Origin of the sequence: Microcoleus sp. Pol10D4, assembly GCF_036701555.1 — a bacterium.
In the GTDB taxonomy this organism is placed as follows: domain Bacteria; phylum Cyanobacteriota; class Cyanobacteriia; order Cyanobacteriales; family Microcoleaceae; genus Microcoleus.
This window is the reverse complement of sequence record NZ_JAUBRA010000019.1, coordinates 12,678-37,478: the sequence shown is the minus strand read 5'-3', so window position 1 is coordinate 37,478 and position 24,801 is coordinate 12,678. Positions and strand designations below refer to the sequence as shown.

The window sequence follows — 24,801 nt, the reverse complement described above, 5'->3', positions numbered from 1 at the left end:
CATAAATAGCAGTTGCAAACGGACACAAACAATATGAAAAGTGAACTTAAACTACACAGCCCAAAATCGCATAAAGCTATAGCTCCCAGATTAAAAGAACTTATCAAAAATGCAGAGTGTTTAAAAATGGCTGTTGCTTTTTGGACGATAGATCAACATTATTTCCCATCTAATTCTTTAATACAGCTATTAAAGAAAGAAGGCTCATTTGCGTGTATCGATATAGCACTTCCAACTGATGTTACTAAAGTGTGTGATTTTGCACGACACAATGCAGGTATGTACTTTTATTTACAGAGTGTAGACGAGGGCAAAAAAAAGCCTGCATATATGCAAGATCATCTATTACACTCTAAAATTCTCATATTTGATCTTCCTGAAGAGAAAGCCAGCATTTTTATAGGTAGTCATAATTGGACTAATAGAGCATTATCTGGGATTAATATAGAAACATCAATAGAAATTGAGCTTGACAGAAAAAACGGGGTATATTGTCAGGTAAATTCTTTACTCGAAACAATAAAAGATGAATGCCATAAAGTTAATCCAGATTTAGAAAAGATATATAAAAATATCCAAAGAAAAGAAAATACTTGTCTATATCTTCATTCTAGTTTAAATAATGATATCCAAAATAATAAAGATATCTATTTTCATATTCTGCATTTTGATTTAACGCGAAAAAACGATTTCCCAATCGACAGGCAAATAATTTTATTTTTACCTAAAAAACTTGAAGAAAAAGAGGGATACTTATTGGAAGGTAAGGTTATCAAAGCAGGATTACTTCCTAAACTATCGTCAGGGTCAAACTGGCCAAACCTTGAAGAAGGATATTGGTGTTTAGAAGACTACCCAAATTCTAGCTATACCGAATTCAAGCATATTTCAAGTTTGCAAGCTCAGGATAAAAATGACGCTGGTTTTTACGCAACAATCTTTATTGAGCAAAGAAATATCAAAAAAATAAAAGACATTGATAGTGAAATTTCTAAACATTATAAGTACGCAATAATTATCCCTGAAAAATCATTAAAATTCAACGCAGATATTGATTTTAAAGAAGATCCTTGGTTTTCAAACAAATTCGGGTATGATACAAAAAGTATTACAATTAAGTCCCCACAAATTGACAGTGAGAAAGTTGATGATTATATAAGCAAAACCCAACCAGGGAAAATCTCAAAGGTTGTAAAAAAGAAGAAAGGATAAGGCATTGGGCTACAGCCGAGATACGTGCAAAATAGGACATGAGGTAAAGTTTTGTAAATATAAGACAAAATGACTTGAAGTAGCAAAGCCTGACAGGTATCTCGGCTGTACCCCGATCGCTCAAACCAGCTCATCTAACAAAATCGAGTGTTTATGTTGCACGGTTTAAAATTTTGCATAAAATTTATCCATCTTTGAACCCTAGAACCGGTGATGTCTAAGATCGGAATAGAATAGACATCTGATTCAGGACGGCCTCCCTCGGTATCTCTGGCAATGCTCGTGCGCTCTGGCTTACCTAAGCCGTAGGTTGAAGCTGTTTCACTAGCTAAACTACAGGAAATTCTAAAGTTTCCCATGCGAATACTTCCATTACCTGCTGAATAAACCCATTCATAACCGGAAACGCCTCTAGATTGCTGGCACAAAAAATGGGAAGTTTCAAACATTTTGGCAAGATGAACATCGTAGAGACGAAGCTTGCCACCGTAAGCCGGTTGAGTTGTATCTCGATTGGGTGCAGTAAGTTGCATGAGGACAAAGCCTCCCCTAGCTTCTGTTCCACCATACCGAATGCTCAGCGGTAACTGGGTGCTCTCTTGAGCCAGAATGATGTTAACCTTTTGAGTAAATTTGCCACTGTCAGCCTCAGCACTAGGTTTGCTACCCAAGTAAGTAGGAGCAGAAACAGCGATGTTTGCAGGCAGTAAGATAGCTACACAGGTCATGAGTTTTGCCAAATTGTGACGCCCTGCTTTTTTGGCGATCGCGGATGTTTTACGGAAGACGGTGCGTTCGGAGGAAATTGGTGTGCGATCCAGTTGGGGTTGCGAGAGTGGCGGTTTATACATAGGTGTTATGAGTAAGGAAAGGTATGCTATGAACTATTTGATATTCGGATTAATCACAGTCTCTCTTTTTACCAGTTCGGCGATCGCGCAACCTGTCAAATATCCCACAGCTAGAGTGCCGGCCGATTCGGTGGAGGTTGCAGCTAACCGAGCCCCTGAAAAAGAGATCGATGGCTTGACGGACTTTATTTTCTACCAACTGCACCCAGGACTGAACCGTCGCAAAATCCGCTCTGACGAAACACAGTACATAAATGAATGGGCTGCTATCAAAAAAGTGGTGAGCAACGATAACTTAGTTTACGGGGATGTCTGCGATCTAAACTCAAGGAATTATGAGTGGCTGCTTTCCAAGTATGACGGTGAGGGCGGGGGAAGACAGGGAGTAACTAGCCTTTTAACCAGTCCTGTGCTGGACAAAGTAGCAGATGCCGTATTCTACACCCGTCATCCAGAATTGAACTACCGTAAAGTACAACCCGGAGAAACGAGGCTAGTGTCGGAGTGGTCTAAAATCCGGCAGGGGGTCAGTTTGTTACACCCTTGTTACTGACGCTGACGCGATCGCCCATCAAAACATGGAGTCCAACATTTCGGTAACATCTTGTTGGTCGCGTCCCCGGTTATCGTCATATATCATGAGCGTGTTTAAATTCCTGTGCCTGCTTAACTTCTGCACCTTTCGCACATCCCCATCTGTTGCGTCCAGTGCCGCCGTGATAGCTGAGTGTCGGATGACATCTGTTTTTTGATACCAGCCTTTTCGCTGTGACGGACAATCATCTTGCAGATACCGTCGCCACTAAGTCTGTGTCCGCTGTGGGCGGAGTCAAGTGCTATAAAAAGCGGACTATCGTGCGAGCAACTTCCCCTTTCCTCCAACCAATCGGCGATCGCCTGCACTGTCGCAGAACCCAAGTCCACTACTTCCGACGCTCGTGCCGCGTCCTTTACTCCATATCCGCAAAGTCTTACTCACCAGGTCAAAGTCAGGGGCACTCAACTGACTGATTTCGTTAACACCCTAAAAGTCTGGGATGAGAGAAAGTGGGGAGGCGATCGCTAATTTCATCGGAGATGGTGCCTTATTTTGCTGTATCGTTGCGTCCGATGGAGTAGCAATTGTAGCAGGTGATGAATCCGGTCGCGTATATTTCCTACGGCTAGAAGGGATAGAGCCACTAACATAAATTTCTTACGTGGTTGTCAGCAAGGTGAAATTTGCCCAGTAACAGCCGCTAAAAGTTGATGGGCGATCGCATAAAAAGACATAATTAGACATCCGAAGCTTATGAAAATTCATGAGAACTCATGAAAATTTATGAAAACTCATAGCAGCTCGCCCTGATTAATCCCCGGTAGTCGGTAGGGAATCGCGCTTATTTTGACTTATTTTTACTTTTAAGGTAACTGCCTAGCTAGTAGTATTTGACGGAAAGAAAACAGAGACATTACCAAGTAACGCATCAGTAACAACTTCCAGAAGATTAAGACCACGCTTAGATGCAGTCGAAAGAAAAGAACGAATATTGGCGAAGGAAACCGCAAAATCTTGCCTAGCGGAAGCCACCAGAAATTTTCTGCTTACACTTCATCATCCGTAAGTCACGTTCCGCTTGATTATTGGTAAACGGAACATCCGGTTCCGTCAGAAACCGTAAAACATCACCTCGGAAATTTTGAAGCCGCAACAACAAGTTATGACCAACTCGTCGTTTTACTCTACAGAAATGACCTTTGCGGTTTAAAGGTGGTTGAGAAGAGTGAAAATCAAGCCCTCGGTTGAGAATTTGCTCATATAGTTGATTGATGCGAGCAATAATATTTTCAGGAATACCTTGAGGATAGCGATGTTTATAATTGCAGGCTAGGAGTAAAACCTTTTTCATGGACTTAGCCCAAGATTCTTGGTCAATTTCTTCCAAAGCTTTGAGTTCTCGCTCAGGATGAGCGTTGCACAAGGCATGATTCACCTGAACGAGTTGATAATAAGGTTTCCAGTGGTCGTGGACTACTACACCTTTAATCTCAGCTAATACTTCAATGTCTTTGCGTTTAGCAGCAACTCGATACCAGGTTTCTGTTTGAGTTGAAACCACGTGCAACCAATTGGTTTTACCACCAATCCTCAATCCCGTCTCGTCTAGATGTTTAACTGGTGCTGCTTTGACTTCAGACGCAATCTCAATTACTACTGGTTCTATGATTTGAGCCAGTGTTTTGCTTGTATTTGCGATTGTTCCTGGTGTCATTCGACAACCAAATAAATCTAACAGCACTTCACTCAATCTGTCTTCGGGAATAAAGTGTTGATGATTTAGATAAGCCGCAACTGCTTTAATTCTTGCTCCATACTGTACTGGTGCTTTCACCCATTCTGGAAAACTCCCTTGTATCTGAGCTTTACATCCAGGGCATTCTTTGACCCCAACTTGGTGTTCTGTGATGATTATTCTTGGCGTTGGTATATCAAATACTTGTCGCTTAATGATTTTTTTTGCTTCTATTTGAGATATGTCACACCCGCATGATAGACACGAGCATGGTGCGGGATGTTTTATTATATTATCTGGTTCTAAAACTTGTTCTAATGTCTGCCCTACATGACCAAACTGTCCCCCGGACGGGCGCTTTCCTTTTTCTCTTAAACTTTTTGTCCGATTTTTATCCAACTTTTTGAGTCCATCGCTTGACGGTGGTTTTGAACTCGTTTGGCTATCTAACCCCAAACGCCTCTCTAGTTCTGCTATTTTTTGCCGCAGGACTTGAATTTCTTGCTCTAAACTCTCAATTTTTTGATCTTTTTCTTCTGGACTCATGGATGAATACTACCATAATTCTTCCTTGATTGGAATCATCCTGACCATCCTACCTAGGGAGTTACCTTTTAAGTCAGATTGGCCACAACTCCCCAGCAAATCTAGGACTGGGTTCGATCGAGATTATTCCCAATCTAAAATCCAAAATCTAAAATCTAAAATCCGTGACGCGGGTCTGTAAAACGGGCGATTGGCTTGATGCGGTAGCTCGATCACCCATCGTTTATTCTTGGTTTGCCAGTAGATAAACCGTATTTTAGGTTGACTTTCCTTGACTTATTGTGATTTTCTTGGTTTAGGTTGACTTTTCTTGACTTATTGTGATTTTCTTGATTTACGTTGATTTTTCTTGACTGATAGACCCATCGGCCGCAACTATCGCGCACAGATTTTGAGCAGTTCGATGAAGTTGTAAAAGTTATATTTTGTTGTGTTTGGTTATAGTTTAAGCAAATATTCAGACTTTTGAGTCGGCTTAAGCCGTGGTAAATGCGAGGTGTTGGGCAGTAAAAAACGGGAGAACTCGATCGTCCGAAGCCCCAAGCACCGCAGCAAATACAGCAATTAAGCACCTAGTAAACACTAAACGGAGTCTAGTAATTGATGTTCATTGCACCGCTCGTGGTAACAATTGCTACTGAGATTTCTCAATCGCCAAACAATCAAGTGATTAATGCCCAAGTGCTTAGCATCGGAGACGGCGACACACTCACGATCCGCAACACCAACGGGCAAAACATAACCGTCAGGTTGGCTTGCATTGACACGCCTGAAAGAAATCAACCGGGAGGAAAAGAGGCAGCCGATCGCCTTAGTGCGCTTCTTCCAAGAGGTACATCAGTTAAAGTTCTACCAGTGGACAAAGACCAATACGGGCGCACGGTTGGAGTCGTGTTCAGTGACAGAAATATTAATCTGCAATTGCTGAAAGAAGGGCAAGCGTGGGTCTATGAGCAGTACATCGGTAACTGTCGCACCAGCGCTCAACAATTGCGCCAAGCTCAGAGTTCGGCTCAGCAGCAACGGCTTGGACTATGGAGTCAAACTAATCCTTGCCCCCCTTGGGATTATAGAAAAAATCAGTGTGTAGTAAAGCCCGCTGCTGCCCCACAAAAACCTGCACCAACTCCACAAAGACCTGTACCAGCTCAACAAAGTAATTGCGACCCGAGTTATCCTGGCGTGTGCATCCCGCCAGCGCCACCTGATTTAAATTGTGGCGACATTCCTCATCGTCGCTTCCGCGTATTACCGCCAGACCCTCACAAATTCGATCGCGACAAAGATGGTATAGGTTGCGAAAGGTAAAGGAAACCTGCCATTTTGAGCACAGTGAGGATAGGCGGAAAACTGTTAGATATTGATGAAGCTGTAGCAGTTTTAAGCCCTGGCTCAGGATATACCGATATCCTAACGTAGCGGAAAGGGTTACAAGCTTTAGGCGGGGAAGTATGGCTATGTTGCCTAAGCTCAATCGCTTATAATATTAAAACTTAGAGTGTAGAGCAGTAGGAGGCACAAATTGATGATAGATAGCTCCTTTATATGGTTTGACTGCTGAAAAATGGAGATTATTAGAGGAAATTAAAGATGGAAACTGAACTTTCTCATATTAAGTTAGACAATGGGCAAATGCTTCGCGTTGTAGAAGAAGCGCGTGAAGGCTCAATTATATTTGTACGTCCTTTAGGTGAAAAAGAAGTAGACACAGGTAAAACAGTTAAATTTAACTCTGAGCTAGAAAAATTAGTCCTAACAGAACCAGTTTATTGTGCTATTTTGGATATCAATGATGAGGTAGGAGGCAAAGAGAACATTTTAACATGGGTTAGGGTTGTTCCTGATGGTCGTAATGGCTCTACAGTTTATGGTCGAACGCTTCATCCTGACGAGCCAGATACAGGTTTAGCACCACAACGTAGACCTGGAGATACATTTGGATTCCGACCAGGTAGTCTTATTTTTTCTATAGATAGTGTTGATGTAAGTGTTGTTACTAAGTTTGAAGATGGGTATGCTTTTATTGCAAATACAGTCTATACATGGATGTCAGTCCGTTCAACTCTAAATGGCAAAGTTTTACCCGATGATATACAGCGACTTTTGCTATCAGCAGCACGAAGATTAGATGCCAGCTATGAAGCTTTTTCCTTGCTACATAGTAAACTTAAAGAACTAGAGAAAATTGAATACAGTATTCACCAAAGGAATCTAATTTTTGAAACTATGGGTTTAGTTGAAATGGCGATTATAGCCATGAATCGGGCTTTACAAATGGCTTGGCAAATCCATAAACATTATCATCTTACGACTGATTTTCCCAATTCAGTTAAAAATAAGCTTTCTACGCTGAAAAAGATAAGAGATGCTTATGAACATATTGAAGAGAGAGCATTAGGTTTAGTTCATGGTCAACCACGTATCGAGGCTGTGTCAATTTTTAACTATGAACGTTTGTTTAAAGAAGGTATTGCAACTTACAGCAACTACGAACTAGACATTTACAAAGAAGCCATTGACTTGCTTATTGACACCAGACAATATCTGAGAGAGGCCACGTCAGAACTGGTTTCTAATTAATGTAAATTTATAAATTTATTCTAATGAAGTACCAGAAAAGCAACGCATTAAACCAACAAAACTACCTATGACACTTGGCAAGCTTGAACTCATCATCAAAATTAACGAACTCCCGAATAACGTAGAGACTAACAAAGACAACTGGAAAACCTTTCAGCTTGACTGTGACGATCGGGTAGTGTCCGTTACTGTTAAGCCAAAAATATGGAAGAAGCTTGAGGATGCTGCTGCCAACTATCCCATGTGGGTGGCTGCTATCGGTGGCAAGATGGGTGAATCAACCTCTAACGGTTTTGTGCTATCAGACCCAAGTATCCAAGTCTTTGAGAAAAAACCGAAGGAACCTAAACCTGAAACAGAGCAGTGAGAGAGGTTTGAGTAGCAATTGTGCAGAAACTTGCGAACAGGGCTGCTCACCCTGCAACCCACCTTTTGACGGGCTGGTCACGCCGTCATGTAAAATACACTTTGGACTATTGAAGACTTCTATGCCCAAAGACAAGACAACCAGCGCCCAAAATAAGGAAAGCCTAGAGCAGAAGCTATGGAAGGCGGCGGACAAGCTACGAAAGAACATTGACGCGGCAGAGTATAAGCACATCGTCTTGGGATTAGTCTTTCTCAAGTACATCTCCGATTCTTTTGAGCAGTTGCATGAGAAGTTGATGGCTGGAGAGGGAGAATATGCGGGGGCTGACCCGGAAGACTCGGACGAATACAAAGCGGAGAATGTGTTTTTCGTACCTGCTGAGGCGCGGTGGTCGGCGTTGCAAGCACAGGCGAAGCAACCGACGATTGGGCAGATTGTGGATGAGGCGATGGAGGCGATCGAGCGGGAAAACCCCAAACTCCTCAAGGGGATTTTGCCAAAGGTTTACGGTCAACAGAAGCTTGACCCGATCGCTTTGGGGGGGCTGATCGACAATATCGGCAGCGTCAACTTGGCCAAGGTAAAGGCGGAATCTGACGGGCAGTTAATTTTGGAGCTGGAGCCAAGGGTAGCCCCTTCTCGACAGGCGGATTTACTAGGGCAGGTGTATGAGTATTTCTTGGGGGAGTTTGCCCTGGCAGAAGGCAAGAAAGGGGGACAATTCTACACGCCAGAAAGTGTGGTGCGGGTGTTGGTAGAAATGCTGGAACCTTACAAGGGACGAGTGTTTGACCCTTGCTGCGGGTCGGGGGGGATGTTTGTCCAGAGTGAGAAATTTGTGAAGGCGCACCAGGGGCGGCTGGATGATATTTCAATCTATGGGCAGGAGAGCAATGAGACGACTTATAAGCTGTGTCGGATGAACCTGGCGATTCGGGGGATTGATGGCTCGAATATTCACTGGAATACAGAGGGTTCGTTTCTTAAAGATGCTCACCCAGATTTGAAGGCAGATTTTGTGATCGCCAACCCACCGTTTAACGATAGCGATTGGGTTGGTCGGATAGACGAGAAAAATGACGGGGGGCATCCTCTTCGTAATGATGGGCGCTGGCAGTATGGAACGCCACCCGTGGGCAGTGCCAACTTTGCTTGGGTACAGCATTTCCTTTATCACCTGGCACCGACCGGCGCAGCGGGGTTTGTGTTGTCAAATGGTTCGCTGTCATCAAATACGAGCGGGGAGGGAGAGATTCGTCAGCAGTTGGTGCGATCTGATTTAGTGGACTGCATTGTGATGATGCCAACGCAGTTGTTTTACAACACAGGAATTCCCGCTTGTCTGTGGTTTTTGAGTCGATATAAGAACGGCAACAAAAACCGGAACCGCAAAGGGGAGGTATTGTTTATTGATGCGTCCGAGTTAGGCTATATGGTTAACCGTCGCAATCGCGCATTTGATGATGGCGACATCCAGAAGATTGCAGGTACATACCACGAATGGAAGCGGAACGGTGGCAACTATCAGGACATAAAGGGCTTCTGTAAGTCGGCAACGTTGGCAGAGATCGAGAAGCACAATTTTGTCTTAACACCAGGGCGATATGTGGGAATTCGCGATGAAGTTGAATCGGAGATTTCCTTTGAGGAAACGATAGCAGTGTTGACGGTAGAGTTGGCAGCACAGATGAAAGAAGCGGCGGACTTGGATGCGGAGATTAAGAAGCAGTTAGCAAAGGTAGGATTTGAGTTATGAGGGATTGGGAAGAAACAACTCTGGGAGAACTAATTGACATCAAACATGGATACGCCTTTAAGGGTGAGTTTTTCACCGAGGTTCCGAATGGGAATGCCTTATTAACGCCGGGGAATTTTCATATAGGAGGGGGATTTAAGGCTGATAAATTTAAATACTACATCGGAGACATACCTGAAGACTATGTACTAAGTCCTGGCGATGTCATTGTTACCATGACGGACTTAAGTAAAGATGGTGACACACTAGGCTATTCAGCAAGGGTTCCAGAAAGCACAAATCGTTTTTTACATAATCAGCGATTAGGGCTTGTTAGCACAATCTCAAAGAAAGCCGACGTAAACTTCATATATTGGCTATTGAGAACTAGCCCTTATCAAAAAACAATTGTCAATTCTTGCTCTGGTTCTACGGTCAAGCATACATCTCCAAGCAAGATAAAAGACTATAAATTTCTACTCCCACCAATTACAGAACAAGTAGCGATTGATGAAGTTTTATCCTCATTTGAACGCAAGATTAAAAACCTTAGAGGGCAGAACGAGACGCTAGAGGCGATCGCTCAAACCCTATTCAAACATTGGTTCGTCGATTTCGAGTTTCCTAATGAAGATGGGAAACCCTATAAGTCATCCGGCGGTGCGATGGTGCGATCGGAGTTAGGTGAAATCCCTGCAGGTTGGCGAGTTGGGAATATGAAAGAGTGTTTAGAGCATTTAATTGATAATCGAGGCAAAACACCTGAATTTTTCGATCACGGAGTTCCCGCCTTGAGCGCCAAGTTTGTGAAGAGAGGTGATATAGTTAATCGATATAGCTTTAATTACGTCTCTCAGGAGTTATTTGAACAATCGGAGAAACTAGAGATGGGTGATGTCATCCTGACCTCAGAAGCGCCTCTCGGAGAGATTTATTTTATCGCTAAAGAAACTTGTTATTATCCAGCACAACGGGTATTTGCCTTGAGAGCAAATAAAGAAGTTATTCCTTGCTCATATCTGAACTATTGGCTCAGTAGCCAAATGGGACAGTTTCAACTGAGACGAAGAGCTTCTGGCTCAACAGTTCAAGGAATTAAGCAGTCGGAGCTATATCAATGTGAAGTGATTATTCCTGACAAAGAAATTCAAGGCTTAGTCTCTGACGTTTTCATGAAAACTTTAGTCAAACGAGAGACGAACTCACAACAAATTCAGACTCTTAGCCAGACTCGCGACCTGCTTTTGCCCAGGCTAATGAGCGGTAAAATCCGCGTTGAAAGTAAAGTGAAGGATAGATAAATAAGTAATGGAAAATCTAAATGAACTTATAGAAAAGCATGGAAGATGGTCAAACTTAAAACTTCAAATAACCTCAATTAGTTATGAAATAGACGCGGGGATGCTAGAAAAAGCAATTGGTGCTAGCAAATCACTCCTAGAAACTATTTGCAAAACTATACTTGATAATGAACAAGAACCTTATGGAACAGGCGATAATGTCAATAAATTAGCAAAGAAAACAATGAAAAAGCTTGACCTTGAACAAGCTGATGGCATGATTAAGTTCAGCAACTCATTGGTTTCCTCGATGCAGTTTTTGGGAGAGTTGAGAAATTGTTTAGACAGTCAATCTCACGGTCGTAGCTTGAGTGGTGAACTCCCAAAAATTGATCCCATAAGTGCTCATTTTCTTGTGCAGTCAACTGAGTTGATCGCGTGTCTTTTGATAAATTTATACGAACAAAAAAAATCTCTAACTATATCTTCAGGAAATGAAAATCTAGACAATTTGCAAGAATTAGACGGTTTGCAAGAATTTGAGAGATTACAAGAATTTAATACCTATCTAGATAGTAACTTTGGAGATATTCAAGTTCTTGATATTACTTATCTGATAAGTAAGGTTTTGTTCTTGGTTGATCGTGAAGCATACAATAATGCTTACAGTGATTATTTACAGCTAATAAATGAAGAAACTAACTGAAGCCAGAATCGAAAAATATTTTCTATCTCTACTGAAAATTTTTGGGTACGAGTCTTGTTATGGCCCAGAGCTAGATGTTGAACGTCAAGATTATGGTGGCATCATTCTCAAAAATAGATTGGAATATGCTATTCGGAATCTAAACCCACGTCTTCCTTCTGAAACTCACATTACTGCTCAGCGGGAGTTGCAAAACATCGCCAACCCCGATCTGATCAACAACAACGAAATATTCCACCGCTACCTCACCGAAGGTATCACCGTTGAATATCAGCGCGACGGCGAAACCAAAGGTGAAAAGCTCTGGCTGATTGATTGGGACAACCCCGAAAACAACGAATTCCTCGCCGTCAATCAGTTCACCATTATCGAAGACAACCACAACCGCCGTCCCGACATCATTCTCTTCATCAACGGGCTGCCCCTGGTGGTGATTGAACTCAAAAACGCCGCTGATGCCAAAGCCGACCTGCAAGCCGCCTTTAACCAGTTACAGACTTACAAGCGCGAAATTCCCAGCCTCTTTATTTATAACGCTCTGCTGGTAATCTCCGATGGTATCTCCGCCCGTGCAGGTTCCTTCTCTGCCTCCTATAGCCGCTTCAGCCAATGGAAACGCAAACTCCCCAACGGCCACATTGACAACAACCCCAACACCAACGAACTGGAAATTCTGACTCAGGGGATGCTTAACAAAGACACTCTGCTCGACCTGATCCGGCACTTCACCGTCTTTGAAAAAATTAAGACAGTAGACCCCAAGACCGAAGTCGTTACCCTGCAAACTATCAAAAAGCTGGCTGCCTACCACCAGTATTACGCTGTCAACAAAGCCGTCGAGAGTGTCATTGCCGCTACTAAAACCAACCATCGCGGAGGTGTCCTGTGGCATACCCAAGGCAGCGGTAAATCCCTCTCAATGGTCTTCCTCAGCGGCAAACTCGTCTTGAGTCTGAATAACCCCACCCTCGTTATCCTGACAGATCGCAACGACCTCGATGACCAACTCTTCGATACGTTTGCCGGATGCCGACAACTGCTGCGCCAATCTCCCCAACAAGCCAGCGATCGCGATGCCGTGCAAGAACTGCTCAACGTCAATTCTGGCGGCATTATCTTTACCACCGTGCAGAAATTCTCTCCCCAAGACAACGAGACGATTTATCCCAAGATTAGCGATCGCACCAACATTGTTGTTCTAGCCGATGAAGCTCATCGCAGCCAATACGGGTTTAAAGCCAAACAGGTCAACCTCAAAGACGAAGCAGGCAACATCGTCGGCAAACAGACCCGCTACGGCTTCGCCAAATACATCCGCGATGCCCTGCCCAACGCGACCTTCGTCGGCTTCACGGGCACTCCCGTTGAACAGACCGACAAAAACACCCCCGAAATTTTCGGTGACTACATCGACATCTACGACATCGCCCAAGCCGTCAAAGATAATGCCACCGTCCCCATTTACTACGAAAGCCGCTTAGTCAAAGTAGACCTCGACGATAAAGGGCGGGAACTGCTCAACGAACTCGACGAAGACCTCAGTTTTGAAGACCTCAGCGCTACCCAGCAAGCCAAAGCCAAGCAGACCAGAATCGAGGCGATCGTCGGTTCCACCCAACGCCTGGAAACCATCGCCAACGACATCATCACCCACTTTGAAATCCGCCAAACTGCCAATCGTGGCAAAGGCATGATCGTTACCCTCAGCCGGAAGGTAGCTGCTAACCTCTACGACACCATCATCAAACTCCGCCCCAACTGGCACAGTGACGACCTCAACAGCGGCAAAATCAAAGTTGTCATGACCGCCAGTGCTTCCGATGAAGGCAACCTCGTCAAACACCACACCAACAAGAAAAAACGCCAAGTCTTAGCGCAACGCCTCAAAGACCCCACCAATGACCTCGAACTCGTCATTGTCTGCGATATGTGGCTGACCGGGTTTGATGCCCCTTGTCTCCATACTATGTATATTGACAAGCCGATGAAGGGGCACAACCTGATGCAGGCGATCGCTCGTATCAACCGTGTTTACTTTGAGAAGCAAGGCGGCTTGATTGTCGATTATTTGGGTGTGGCCAATGAACTCAGAGAAGCCCTGAAAGTTTACTCCCAAAGCGGCGGCAAAGGCGACCTCACCCTCGATCAACAGGTGGCGATCGGACTGCTGTTCGCCAAGCTCGAAGTCGTTGAAGACATTATGGCAGGGTTCGACTATCAGCCTTACTCCAACGCCAGCACAAGGGACAAACTCAACATTCTCAAATCTGCGGCGAACTATGTCGCAGACCCGCAAATTAAAGACCGTTTCCTCGATGCGGTGACCGCACTCTCCAAAATCTATGCTCTCACCGCTCACCATCCAGAGGCGATCGACCAATCCGAAAAAATCTCCTTCTTTCAAGCCATCCAAGCCAGTCTCCGCAAACTAGAACCAACCGACGGTAGCCTCAGCAATGCTGAAATCGAAACCGCTATCCGGCAAGTAGTAGATCAAGCCCTTGTCTCCGATACCGTTATCAACATCTTTGATGAAGCAGGTATTAAAAGCCCCGACCTTTCCATCATTTCCGATGAATTCCTCGCCGAAGTCGAAGGCATGGAGCATCAAAACCTGGCGGTGGAATTGCTCAAAAAACTGTTGCGCGATGAAATTAAAGCTCAACGCCGTACCAACATTGTCCAAAGCCGCCAGCTTACCGAAATGCTTGAAGATGCCTTGCGGCGCTACCAAAACCAAGTAATTAGCGTCACGGATGTGATCCAAGAACTGATCAACATCTCCAGGGAGGTTCAAGCTGCAAAACAACGGGGTGAAGAGTTGGGGCTAGAACCCTATGAACTCGCCTTTTATGATGCCCTGGCTCAAAACCTGAGTGCGCGGGACGTGATGGGACAAAACCAATTGCGAGAATTGGCGATCGTCCTGGTAGAACGGGTACGCAAAAACGCTTCCATCGACTGGAATCTCAAAGAAAGCGTCCGAGCCAGAATGAAGGTGATGGTTAAACGCTTATTGCGGCAATATGGCTATCCACCCGATATGCAAGCTCTTGCGATCGAGTTGGTGTTAGAGCAGGCAAAGGTTTTCACCGAGTTTGAAATAGAGACAAATCGTTCCTAATATTACACAGGAAAACCGAAGTAGCGAAGCTGTAACATAGAGATAAGGATGGTATAAGTTGCGAAAGGTAAAGGAAACCCGCCATTTTGAGTACAGTGAGGATAGACGGGGAAGCTGTTATATTCTGATGAAGCTGTAGTAGTTTTAACCCCTGGGTCAAGATATGTTTCTTACCTGGGGGAGCTATAGCAATTCTCAGTCTTGAATGGAAAAATTTAACAAATCAGATATATGAGCTGCCTCCATTCAAGTAGTGCGACAGCCGAGTCAGGGTGAAATGGTTTATAAATTACGCTTTCCGTTGCTAATTAACTTTCATTGGTAGATGTGCTAGTATCGCCTTCTCTGCTTTCTGAAGTTTCATTAGCTTCTTGCTGTCTTATTTGCATTTGTGAAAGAATTGGTAAAAAACAGAGACGTAATGTAAGCCACCATAGATAACATGAATGTGACGAAAAAAAGCCATTATAGTCAATTAATCCATGAGCCATTCGATTTCTTAAATTAGTACCAAAGCGATTTACTAGCAATCCTTGTAAATCAAAACATAGATCTTTACCTATAATATTTTCTAGTTCAATTAGGTATAGTGTGGTATTTAAATCGTATTCATCTTGTATTCCTTGGCTTGTGTTTTTAGATGTTATGACACCGCATTGATGAAGCAAGTAACGGATTGAATTTTCTATTTGAGGTATGAGAAAATGAGCAGCTACCAGAAAATTTCCTCTTAATCCTGCCTGAAGCCCTTCAGCATAAATATACTCTCTATTTGTGGGTACAAAAGGACTGTTAACTAAAATTAGGAACCAATCACTAAGGTGGACGTTATGTTCTAACAAAATTTGCTCTCTTGCAGGTTCTATGATAGCTTGAGCAATAGCAGGCTGATGTTGGAGGGCAGCAGATCTATACATTTCAGCTTTTATTGCTTCTTCCACTTCGTCTTCGTTACTAGATAGCATTGAAGGTTGTTTAGCTGTTACTTTTCCCAGGTCGTTTATTATAGTCATAGGAAAGACAAATTGGAGAGGATTATTTTCAGTAATGTTTTCAACTTGACTACGCAGCCCATCAATTTTAGGTGACGCAGATAGTAATGCTAAACAAAATATAGCGTCTTGAAAAGATTTATCTTTGACTTTATTCTTAGCTAAATTTACCATTCTACTAATGTCACCTTCCTGGTGCAAATGAATCATCTCATTTTTAGTTAGCTCTTGGTATTCAAGAAGTTTTCTATGAGTTTCTTCCACCCGTTCCTGTGTTCCTGATGTTTTTCTAAATGCTTCAATTGCCTGCTGTAAATATATAGAAGCTGCTAAATAGCTATGAGGATTTCTTTTGGTAGCATCTTCTGCTTCTTTTACATATGTTTCGCATATATTTAGCTCTGTTTCCCGCACTTTCTGTGTATCTTTTGCTATAAGATGCCACTTTCTTTTTATCTCCCAATATTCTCTAGCCTTATACCAATCGCTTGCTACTTCTGCACAAGTAGCAGCTTTTTCTGCCAAAACGGCATATTTCAATGGATCGCCCTGTTTTTTATTATCCTGCAAAAGCAGCATCAGTTTGGCCCACAGTAATGAGGGGTCTTCATCTTGATATTTAGCTAAAATTAATTCAATACAGGTAACAACATTATCAAAATGATAATTGAGCTGCCGTGCTAACCGCATCGCTCGTTCAATTCTGTTAATACACGCTCTCCAATGAGTGGGTTCTCCTAAGTTTTGAGCCGATTCTAAGTATGAATCTACAGCAAGTTGAGCCATACGAAAGTCACGTTTTTTAAGCCAAATAAGATCCGCGATTCTAGCACGCAGCTCAGCATCAGTTATTTCTGAAGCCCAATCTTTTAAAGCATTTAGGTATCCATCGTTGATGCTGTTGATAAAGTCTGTTTGAGCGAAGGGTTCATTACTTGGATCAGGGTTTAGTTGTGGGAATGTAATTCCAGCAAGCAAAGTAAAAATAGCTTGGGTTTTAAGTTCACTTGGTAACTTTGCTTCGTCTGCTTTTGCCAAGAATAGCATTGCATAATGTTCATTGTTTTTTTTGTCGCATCCATTCACTATATTTTCCCAATTAGATGTTGCGAAGTCTTCTTTTGATAAAGAAATATTTGGTAATAACATCGATCCATTTCTTCTCGTAAAAATTATGTATTTAATCTTACAACACGCCACTGCCATTTTTCCCGCCCCGTAAAAGCTACAGATTGGATGGAAGCGGACAATGCTATTTTAACCCTCATTTTCTACCAAACTCACGGCTGACACCGTTTATGGAAATGGATAGTTTCCCCGTCTAAACCTCTAGCGGGATTTTTTCGACGGTCTGTTAAGTCTTTGCCGAAGTGAACAAGATTTAGAAGACCGTCGGAAAAATCCCCGCCACCCTCCTAACTCTTGGTAGCAACAAAAAGCCGTGTGTCACGCGCTTGACACTACTTAGAATTCCTGCTTTAGTAAGCGAAACGCATGACACACGGGATTCAAATATTATGCCAAACCCTAAAGGATACCAAGATTCAATTAAAAATTCTCAATTCAAAGCGGCTTGGCAAAGTGGCCCAACTCGCACCATTCGAGTTCCGATCGCCCTGGCTAACGCTACTCTGGAATATGCCCACCAACTCGACCAAGTAATTGAACCGGGTGACACAGTAAATAACCCACTTGGCATGGCAAGTATTGAACCGCGTGACACAACAGATAGGGCTACAGCCGAGATACGCGCAAAATAGGACATGACGTAAAGTTTTGTAACAATGCCCGCTTTTCAATGTCTCTTCCACCTACAGAAGCTGCCAACACTCAGTCAGCGAAGGCAGAGTAGTATTACTACTCTACTTACCAACGTAAAAGTTAAACTAAAAGTATGTTTTATATAGTGTTATTACCACAACTTATCTAGAACTTGGTTCTGAATCAGTCAAAATATTTAAAGCCAGGTTTGGGGATTATCTGATTGATTTGAATGCTGTGCCGCAGGCGTTGGACGAGGAGATGGTGCTGACGTTTTGATCCAATAACTCAGCCTCAGTTCGGGGTTTTGTAAAAAGCTATCGCCGATGGGTTTCCGTTTTTTCGTGGATCGATTCAACGAGTTTTCTCTGTTTGAGCCGTTTTAAATAAAAAGGAGATAAACGCTCAAATCATTATCTAGCAAGGGTTTAAACTGTTACTTTGCGACTGATGTCACCTTCGCTATTTCTGGGCCTAATTAACAATTAGGTATCTATTTTCAGTTCGGTTAAGCCAAGCTCTTACCGACACAACCATAACCCCAACTTCATCAACAGCACGTCTTAGCGTTGCTTCATTTATACTCAATTCTTTAGTCCAATAACGAACCTCATACGGTTCGTTGAGATTAATTCTATTTGGGTCTTCAGGGCCTTTACGGTTCCTATCGTCTGACATTTTTTGGTCTTGATAAATTTATATTTCTATTCTAACACAGTTTTTTCAACCTTCCAAGCTGACTGACCCCAAATTTTACCGGCGCGGGTAAACCGGAAGTTCCCGCGTTTAAACTGTTCTCCCTTGGGCTTAATTCCTACCAGTTCTGCAACTTTAGAACTGGGGAGAATCGCCGATGCCGTGCGACTCATCAAACAAGCTCAATCGGTGAGACAAGGCCCGCCCCAAGCGGTGATGTTTCTCAGCCGTGCTGTGAAAGGAACGAAGCTCAAAACCGAAGCAATGGAGCTGTTGGGGAAACTTGCCCCCACCGTCAAAGTGCTCAAATCGGTGATACACCAGAAGCAAGTGATTGCTGATTCTTCAGGTCAAGCAGCTACTGTATGGGATTTGGGCGGTCAGCCTGCAAAAGATTCGGGGAAAGAGTACAGCCGATTATTCAAGGAAATCATTTGGGCGATCGGCAGTCTAAAATGCTCAAATGCCTAAAAATGGTTTTTCTGACACGGCTTGTACATTCGCCCTAATTAACTGGACTTATTAGAACCATCAATCCGATAGTTTTCCTGTAGCAAGCGTTTTGTTGCTTCTACTTCTGAAAGCTGCTCAACAAAATACTCATAAACGATATCACTGAACAACTCACGAACAACGCTCTTAGCGTTCTTCAAGCGAGGTGCATAATCTTTATCAACAGAATCTCTCCGTAAGTTCCGACGGTTGTTCACATCACCATAGCGTTTCCGCTGGTTCTCGCTGCGAACTTCCTTCATCCAGGCTGTATGGAGTGTTAGCGCCAAGTTGAGCGACTTGTGGGCAGCCGGATTACTTAAACGATAGATGGGTTTGTGAAAATCGTCGGCATGAAACACCCAAAATTCGTCGCAAGACTCTTTCTCGTTGTTCAAATTGTCAGATAAGACAGTACAGACGATAAAACCATGTGTAGACAGATCATTTCCCTCTAGTGGTTCAGAGCTAGGAATGAATTGCGGTGAAGAGGCAAAATATCCTGATGGAAATTGAAAGGAATCTGCAATCTCCATTGTTTCAGTGTCGAGTCGCAATAAGGTTAAAGGTTTGTCCCCATCAGGAAGATTCTCAATCGGAATCGCTCTGTATCCTCTTGATTTATAGACTTCATAAAGCTGTTGCGGAACTAGCTCCCAGGTAAATCCCCAGGTAATCCAATAAATATTTTTAACCTGAGTTTCCTGATTATTGCTGTCGTCACGACAGAGTTCGCTGTGGGTATAGATTGAAGGGGACCAGGTGGACTCCGCATCCCGAATGACATTCACGGTCTCGATTTCACCGCTGTCACCATCAATCACGTACTTTGCCAAAGCACCGAGATCCGTCGTTCCGACCTGCATTCCTTCTAAATCGCTGCGAAGACCCGATCTTCCCGGTACAGAACTATCATATCTGGTAATCCACTGGGTCACATCCCATCCATTTGGATGTCCAACATGAAGCGTAATTTTTTCGTTTGCGTTACTATAATCAGCCGCAAAATGCGAAATTTCATAGGGCAGAATTATCTGTTTTGCAGGTATAGGAAGTGGTGGTTTCTCCTCTTGCTTATCGGTACAAACAAAACTAGGGTACTTTTCTAAATCTTCCCGTTTAACAACGTACAAAATTCCTTTCGGTAAAGGCAGGATATTCCGTAAAACTTTTGCACGAACCCATCCGCTTAGCGACCAGTGTTTCTGAAAGAAGTTTAGTTTGAGAAACCCGATGAAGAAGGGTGAAAAAATCTGTGAGAATTCCATCTTGAAGGCGATATCCGCAAGGACAATAAAGCGTTCTGTAATAGCGACCTGATGAAGAGACTGTTCAACGACAACAGGTTGACCCTTTTGCGATCCATCTGCAAGAACTAATCGCCAGTGCTTGAGGATAGGCTCCTTAAATCTGCCACGCTCGCTATGTTTATCGACTTTGTTGTCTAATTCTGCCTCCACTGTAGGGAATCGGTAGTAAATTAAGTCAGTAAAGCGTCCGAACTGTTCTTTGGCATTTGCTCCGCTTTTGAGAAAGCGATTGAGTCGATCAAATACCCAACTAACGGGTCTTCGATATCGTCCGTTATATCCTGTTGAGTAATTCGTCGTGAAGAAGCCCGGTTCTGTATCGGCAGTATTCTCAGGTTTTATGAGATCGGCGACAGGATGAGCAGAGTTGATGTAAACGTCAAACGGGTAACTTCCAGTAAACTGAGAAATAAGGCGAGACACAATCGGTAAGATGCCCAGCCACTGAGCGGTTGTTCCGATTGGTGCAATCAGCTCCAGTGAATCGGGGTCAACTTCATAAGGACGACCTGCATCAATGGTGACAATTAACCGATCACCTACTCGAAGAAATGCAGTATTGAGTTGATTTCTGCCTCCTAGAAGGAGACTCATACGACTGGGACCTCCATTCCGAAAAGCGGCCAAGTACGACCATAGCCAATGCTGTTTAGAAAACGTGGTTTCAGGCTTCCATACCGCGTTATCGCTCGCTCCAGTCATCGCAATATCAGCGTAATAGCAGGGCGTTTTTGTAATTCGGGTTTTGAGAATCGCTTTACTATGCTCAAATCCCAAGCGGTAGATCATGCCATCGCCCGTGTATAACGGAGTGCTGTCTTCTTGAGGGCGATCGTCAGCTTGAAATAAAGCGCCTACAACGAAAAAATAGCCTTGCAATCCTTCAGGCAGTTCAACAGCGTCTCTTTCAGTAGCAAGTTCCCAAGCTTCTCCGCCTTTGTGAATGTATCGACGAACCTGCAATTGCAAGTCTGTAATTTCTTCTCGGCTTGTCTTGATGACAGACCTTGGCACAAAGTTTTTTCTACAAGGCTCACCAACAAATTGCGTCTGTCGTCGCTTCATATTGCTCCAAGTTCTCTCAATGTTGCTTCTTGCGCCAAAGTCAAGCCCCTGACTCCTGTGATTTGCATCCCCTCGTAGAGGCGTTTAGGTTTCAACGTTGCTAAACAGATCCCGGTTTGTACGTCCCAGATCCGGATAGATTCATCTTCGCTACTACTAATTAATTTCCGACCGTCAGGACTAACTGTTACAGTCCAAACCCAATTGGTGTGCCCCTTCAAGGTATTTAAGCATTGCCCCGTCTGACTATTCCAAACCTTAATAGTTCTATCGGAACTACTGCTAGCAACGGTTTGATTATCTGAGAAAAACGCGGCTCCCATAACCCAGCCTTGGTGACCTTGCAGCGTTTGTAGGCAGTCTCCAGTCTCGACATTCCAAACTTTCAGCGCTTGATCTAGGCTCGCGCTTACGAGTCTATCTCCTTTTGAATTGAAGGATACCGCTCCCACTCGCGCATTGTGTCCAGTTAGGGTAGCGTAGCACTCTCTTGTGGAAATATTCCAAAGCTTGATCGTACAATCGTCGCTGCCGGTAGCGAGGATTGTGCCATTGGGATGAAAGGCAAGTGCAGAAACGCGATCGCGATGTCCGATTAAAGTCGCAAAGCAGGTTCTACTCTGCAAGCGCCAGAGTTTGATTGTTTGATCGAAGCTGCTACTCGCGAGAAATTCCCCGTTCGGGCTAAACGCAAGACCCCATACTTCATTACCATGTCCTTCAAAGATTGCTACACACTTCTTCTGCTGCCAGTTCCAAACTTTGATCGTGGCATCCATTCCCCCACTAGCTAGTAGTTCGTTACCAGCATGAAAAGCCAACGACGAAATGCCGGTTTCATGGGCTTTTATCTCCTGTAAACACTGATTGTCAGCGCTATTCCAAATCCGTAAAGTTCTGTCTTTGTGTCCAGTTGCAAAAAACTGACCGTCTAAACTCAACACTAAAGGGCGTACCCAATTTGAATGTCCAACTATTGTTGTTAAACAACGACCTGACTCGACCTCCCATAACGAAATCGTCTGGTCTTCGCTGCCTGTGGCAATAGTTTGTCCATCTGGACTAAATACTGCTCTCCAAATTTGGGTTGTATGTCCTCCTAATGAGCGTAAGCAATCACCTGTTGTACCGTCCCAAATTTTTGCGGTACAGTCGGCACTACAGCTTAAGAGTAACTGACCATCTGGACTCCAAACGGCTCCCCAAACCCATCCAGTATGACCCTCCAAAGTCCTTACGCATTGCCAGTCAGCCACTCGCCAAATACGGATAGTGCGATCGCAGCTTGGACTTGCCAACCATTGCCCATCTGGGCTGAAGTTGAGTCCTGTTACCCAATTGGTATGCTCAGTCAGTATCTGAAGGCAAACTCCCGTTTGAGCATCCCAGATTCGGATCGTGTTGTCAAAACTACCGCTTGCTAAAAGATTGCCGCAGGGACTGAAACTGGCAGCCAGAATTCCAGCAGAATGACCTTCGAGCAGAGCTAAACAAGTTCCGTCACTAGCATTCCATAAGCGGATAGCACGATCATAGCTAGCACTAACAATGACTTGACCGTCAGGACTAAACGTAACGCTGTATACACTATCGCCATGCCCGCTTAGAACATTTTTGCAAGTTCCTTCCACTAAGTCCCATACTCTTAAAGTTCCATCATCGCTTGCGCTAGCAAGTAGTCCACCCGTTGGATCAAACGAAATTCTTCGTACCCAGTTTGTATGTCCTTGAAGGGTTAGGAGGCGTTGTCTATCGGTTACGCTCCACACTTGAATTTCGCAATTTGTGCTGCTTGTGGCTAGCGTCTGCCCATCTGGGCTGAACTGGATGGAGAGAATACCACCAAAAATTTGAGTGAATGACGAATCAATGAACTCGGAGTGCGAAAAATTCACATCGTGCAACTCGATGTCCTGTAGAAAGGCTTGACGAACTACTAACTCGGAAAAGTCATATCCTGAAAAGTTCAAATTTAGAGAACGGTACAGATTGAGAAAGTTACCCGTTGCATAGCCTAGTTTCAGTTCATCCTCATGCCGCACTGCCTCTAACGAGGTATCTAATCGCTGACGAAGGGCTGTTTCTGTTCTGAAATACTTTTGTAATTCCTTGAGCAGGGGTACTATAATCAATCGAACTTGCGATTCTCTTACAAAATCCCTCGTCTGAGCTTTGATTAAGGCGACAGTATTGAGTAGCGAGATTTGACCCGTTTTAATTTCCTGAAAAATTTGCTCAAGTAGATGATTTGTGATGTATTCCATCACTACGGGTTGCTGTGTAAAATAGTTTAAACGTTTTTCAATCAGAGAACGACGTTGTAGTGAATTGAGGGCTTCCAATAGCTCTCTTGCTTTCACTGTTGGAAAAAGGTTCTCGCGCAGATCATTCAGCGATGTCCAATCTCGCTCAATTGCTAGCCAATACATGATCTGTTTTTCTACAGCAGTCAGTCGATTGAACTGCTCACTCAATAGCTGCCAGATATCTCCAAAGAAAAGGATCTCTTGTCTTAGTAGTTCAGCAACATTGCCGTCGAAAAATTCTTGAAGAGTCGTGGCAATAACTTTTAGGGCCAATGGATTACCACCATACCGTCCAATCAGAGGTTCTAATTCAGCTTCTGAGCCAGAATATCCTTGAACCTCAAAAACTTTGTATCCTTCTACTTCACTCAAACCATTAAGCCGCAAAGATCGCACAGGAACGTTAGAGCCTTCTAGCTTAACTAATTCAGCAGGCTTTTCTCGGCTAGTCAGAACGACGCAACTCTGATGATGTGTTTCGCCAATGCACTTTAGTAGTGAGCCATAGTTTTCATACCCAACTTTATATGCTCCTGCCTGAATTCCTTCTTGAAGGATTGTCTCGCAGTTGTCTAAAACCAATAAGCATCGCTGCTGAAGACATTCTAAAAGATTTGCAATCTGCCCATCTAGTGTTTCGGGTAATTTAGCAACTGGCGTGGGAGTCAGAAACTGAATCAAATCTACCAAAAGAGCGTCTAACGGGGGAGCGTTTCGGAGCGATCGCCAGATCACGTAATCAAAGCTCTCTTCGACTTGATGCGCTAGCTTAACAGACAACGTTGTTTTACCAATTCCTCCAACCCCAAATACCGTAATTAGCTTGCACTGTTCCTGAAGCACCCACTGCTCCAACGTCGTTAGCTCCGGTTCTCTACCGAAAAAAAAGGAAACGTCTGGAGCACCTCTTAGGTCTCTAGATATTCTTACAGCGTTAATGCTTAAATTCTGGCTGCCAGTTGCTGAAAGATCGAAATCCATTTCAGCAATCTCTTGACTGTCCACAGACAGCCTGAGACATATTTCTTCAAAAACTGCCCGGTCAACAGGTTTACCCGTCAGGAAATTGACGACTGTAGAGCGAGCTAAGCCCAGCTCCTCGGCTAGCGCTTGCTGGCTTGGAAAGCCGTTTCGTCTCACCGATAGTTTGACTCTTCCTATACAGTCTTGGCGAACCCTGAGCGATCGTGGCATATTCTTGTTTTTGATGCGATCGAATTTTAGATGATAATCGCCCAAAAGTCAGCCTAACTCAGTCATTCTCAGGCGTCAACTCAGACAACAGTCCTGTTCTATGAGATTATCGCCGCTGATACCAATCAATCAGGCGAGCTGCAGAGAGTTAGAAGAGAACTTTTAGCTCTGTGTAAAAACCAAAAAACTTCTACCTCGGAGAACAAGTTGTATGAAACGGTTTTATATTACTCCAATTAGTTCACTTCTCAAAATTCACCCTCTCTTGGTTGCCGTTACCCTTCTTTCCGCTGCCATTCCTGCCTTTG

General features: G+C 43.7%; 19 protein-coding genes. 12 read left to right on the top strand and 7 right to left on the bottom strand.

Annotated features, from left to right (window positions below):
- The first annotated feature begins 33 nt into the window (after nt 1-33).
- Nucleotides 34-1,212 carry a phospholipase D-like domain-containing protein gene (locus tag QUA36_RS12310; RefSeq protein WP_333457691.1) on the top strand — a complete coding sequence of 393 codons (1,179 nt, stop codon included), beginning with the start codon at nt 34-36 and terminating at the stop codon, nt 1,210-1,212.
- A gap of 134 nt (nt 1,213-1,346) precedes the next feature.
- On the opposite strand, the gene QUA36_RS12305 is transcribed toward QUA36_RS12310, so the two are convergent.
- On the bottom strand, nt 1,347-2,063 hold the full coding sequence (locus tag QUA36_RS12305) for a hypothetical protein (protein ID WP_333457689.1): 717 nt from the start codon (nt 2,061-2,063) through the stop codon (nt 1,347-1,349).
- Between the two features lie 28 nt (nt 2,064-2,091).
- On the opposite strand from QUA36_RS12305, the gene QUA36_RS12300 reads away from it, so the two are divergent.
- The gene (locus tag QUA36_RS12300) at nt 2,092-2,616 is read left to right on the top strand and encodes a hypothetical protein (RefSeq protein ID WP_194061355.1); all 525 of its coding nucleotides are present in this window, start codon (nt 2,092-2,094) and stop codon (nt 2,614-2,616) included.
- Between the two features lie 113 nt (nt 2,617-2,729).
- On the opposite strand, the gene QUA36_RS12295 is transcribed toward QUA36_RS12300, so the two are convergent.
- A complete protein-coding gene (locus QUA36_RS12295; RefSeq protein WP_333457688.1) occupies nt 2,730-2,987 on the bottom strand; it encodes a hypothetical protein in 258 nt (85 codons plus the stop codon).
- A 113-nt stretch (nt 2,988-3,100) separates the two neighbouring features.
- On the opposite strand from QUA36_RS12295, the gene QUA36_RS12290 reads away from it, so the two are divergent.
- Complete coding sequence (locus QUA36_RS12290) at nt 3,101-3,253, top strand: hypothetical protein (RefSeq protein ID WP_333457686.1); 153 nt, start codon at nt 3,101-3,103, stop codon at nt 3,251-3,253.
- A 366-nt stretch (nt 3,254-3,619) separates the two neighbouring features.
- Here QUA36_RS12290 and tnpC read toward each other — a convergent pair whose 3' ends face one another.
- Nucleotides 3,620-4,882: an IS66 family transposase gene (gene tnpC / locus QUA36_RS12285; RefSeq protein ID WP_333457684.1), complete on the bottom strand. Its 1,263-nt coding sequence runs from the start codon at nt 4,880-4,882 to the stop codon at nt 3,620-3,622.
- A gap of 603 nt (nt 4,883-5,485) precedes the next feature.
- Between tnpC and QUA36_RS12280 the strand changes: the two genes are divergently transcribed.
- From QUA36_RS12280 to QUA36_RS12250, 7 genes are all read left to right on the top strand, one after another.
- Entirely contained in the window at nt 5,486-6,190 is a 705-nt protein-coding gene (locus tag QUA36_RS12280; protein WP_333457682.1) for a thermonuclease family protein, read from the top strand.
- 282 nt (nt 6,191-6,472) lie between these two features.
- On the top strand, nt 6,473-7,462 hold the full coding sequence (locus QUA36_RS12275; RefSeq protein ID WP_333457681.1) for a hypothetical protein: 990 nt from the start codon (nt 6,473-6,475) through the stop codon (nt 7,460-7,462).
- A 67-nt stretch (nt 7,463-7,529) separates the two neighbouring features.
- Nucleotides 7,530-7,829, top strand: a complete 300-nt coding sequence (locus QUA36_RS12270; RefSeq protein WP_333457678.1) for a hypothetical protein — start codon at nt 7,530-7,532, stop codon at nt 7,827-7,829.
- 121 nt (nt 7,830-7,950) lie between these two features.
- The gene (locus QUA36_RS12265; RefSeq protein WP_333457676.1) at nt 7,951-9,588 is read left to right on the top strand and encodes a class I SAM-dependent DNA methyltransferase; all 1,638 of its coding nucleotides are present in this window, start codon (nt 7,951-7,953) and stop codon (nt 9,586-9,588) included.
- Nucleotides 9,585-10,868, top strand: a complete 1,284-nt coding sequence (locus QUA36_RS12260) for a restriction endonuclease subunit S (RefSeq protein WP_333457674.1) — start codon at nt 9,585-9,587, stop codon at nt 10,866-10,868. Before QUA36_RS12265 ends, QUA36_RS12260 begins: the two co-directional genes overlap by 4 nt.
- A gap of 7 nt (nt 10,869-10,875) precedes the next feature.
- Nucleotides 10,876-11,553, top strand: a complete 678-nt coding sequence (locus tag QUA36_RS12255) for an abortive infection family protein (RefSeq protein ID WP_333457672.1) — start codon at nt 10,876-10,878, stop codon at nt 11,551-11,553.
- On the top strand, nt 11,537-14,677 hold the full coding sequence (locus QUA36_RS12250) for a type I restriction endonuclease subunit R (protein WP_333457670.1): 3,141 nt from the start codon (nt 11,537-11,539) through the stop codon (nt 14,675-14,677). The genes QUA36_RS12255 and QUA36_RS12250 overlap by 17 nt, the downstream gene beginning before the upstream one ends.
- A 308-nt stretch (nt 14,678-14,985) precedes the next feature.
- Here QUA36_RS12250 and QUA36_RS12245 read toward each other — a convergent pair whose 3' ends face one another.
- Nucleotides 14,986-16,818 (bottom strand): DUF4209 domain-containing protein, encoded by a 1,833-nt coding sequence (locus QUA36_RS12245; protein ID WP_333457668.1) that lies wholly within the window; start codon nt 16,816-16,818, stop codon nt 14,986-14,988.
- A gap of 368 nt (nt 16,819-17,186) precedes the next feature.
- Between QUA36_RS12245 and QUA36_RS12240 the strand changes: the two genes are divergently transcribed.
- Nucleotides 17,187-17,429, top strand: a complete 243-nt coding sequence (locus tag QUA36_RS12240) for a hypothetical protein (protein WP_333457666.1) — start codon at nt 17,187-17,189, stop codon at nt 17,427-17,429.
- Between the two features lie 475 nt (nt 17,430-17,904).
- Here QUA36_RS12240 and QUA36_RS31340 read toward each other — a convergent pair whose 3' ends face one another.
- On the bottom strand, nt 17,905-18,108 hold the full coding sequence (locus QUA36_RS31340) for a DUF3606 domain-containing protein (protein WP_442921584.1): 204 nt from the start codon (nt 18,106-18,108) through the stop codon (nt 17,905-17,907).
- 123 nt (nt 18,109-18,231) lie between these two features.
- On the opposite strand from QUA36_RS31340, the gene QUA36_RS12235 reads away from it, so the two are divergent.
- Entirely contained in the window at nt 18,232-18,597 is a 366-nt protein-coding gene (locus QUA36_RS12235; RefSeq protein ID WP_333457664.1) for a hypothetical protein, read from the top strand.
- Between the two features lie 38 nt (nt 18,598-18,635).
- Here the strand turns inward: QUA36_RS12235 and QUA36_RS12230 are convergent, their stop codons facing one another.
- Nucleotides 18,636-20,993 (bottom strand): carotenoid oxygenase family protein, encoded by a 2,358-nt coding sequence (locus QUA36_RS12230; RefSeq protein ID WP_333457662.1) that lies wholly within the window; start codon nt 20,991-20,993, stop codon nt 18,636-18,638.
- Nucleotides 20,990-24,493, bottom strand: a complete 3,504-nt coding sequence (locus QUA36_RS12225) for a WD40 domain-containing protein (RefSeq protein WP_333457660.1) — start codon at nt 24,491-24,493, stop codon at nt 20,990-20,992. The genes QUA36_RS12230 and QUA36_RS12225 overlap by 4 nt, the downstream gene beginning before the upstream one ends.
- Nucleotides 24,494-24,801: the final 308 nt, after the last annotated feature.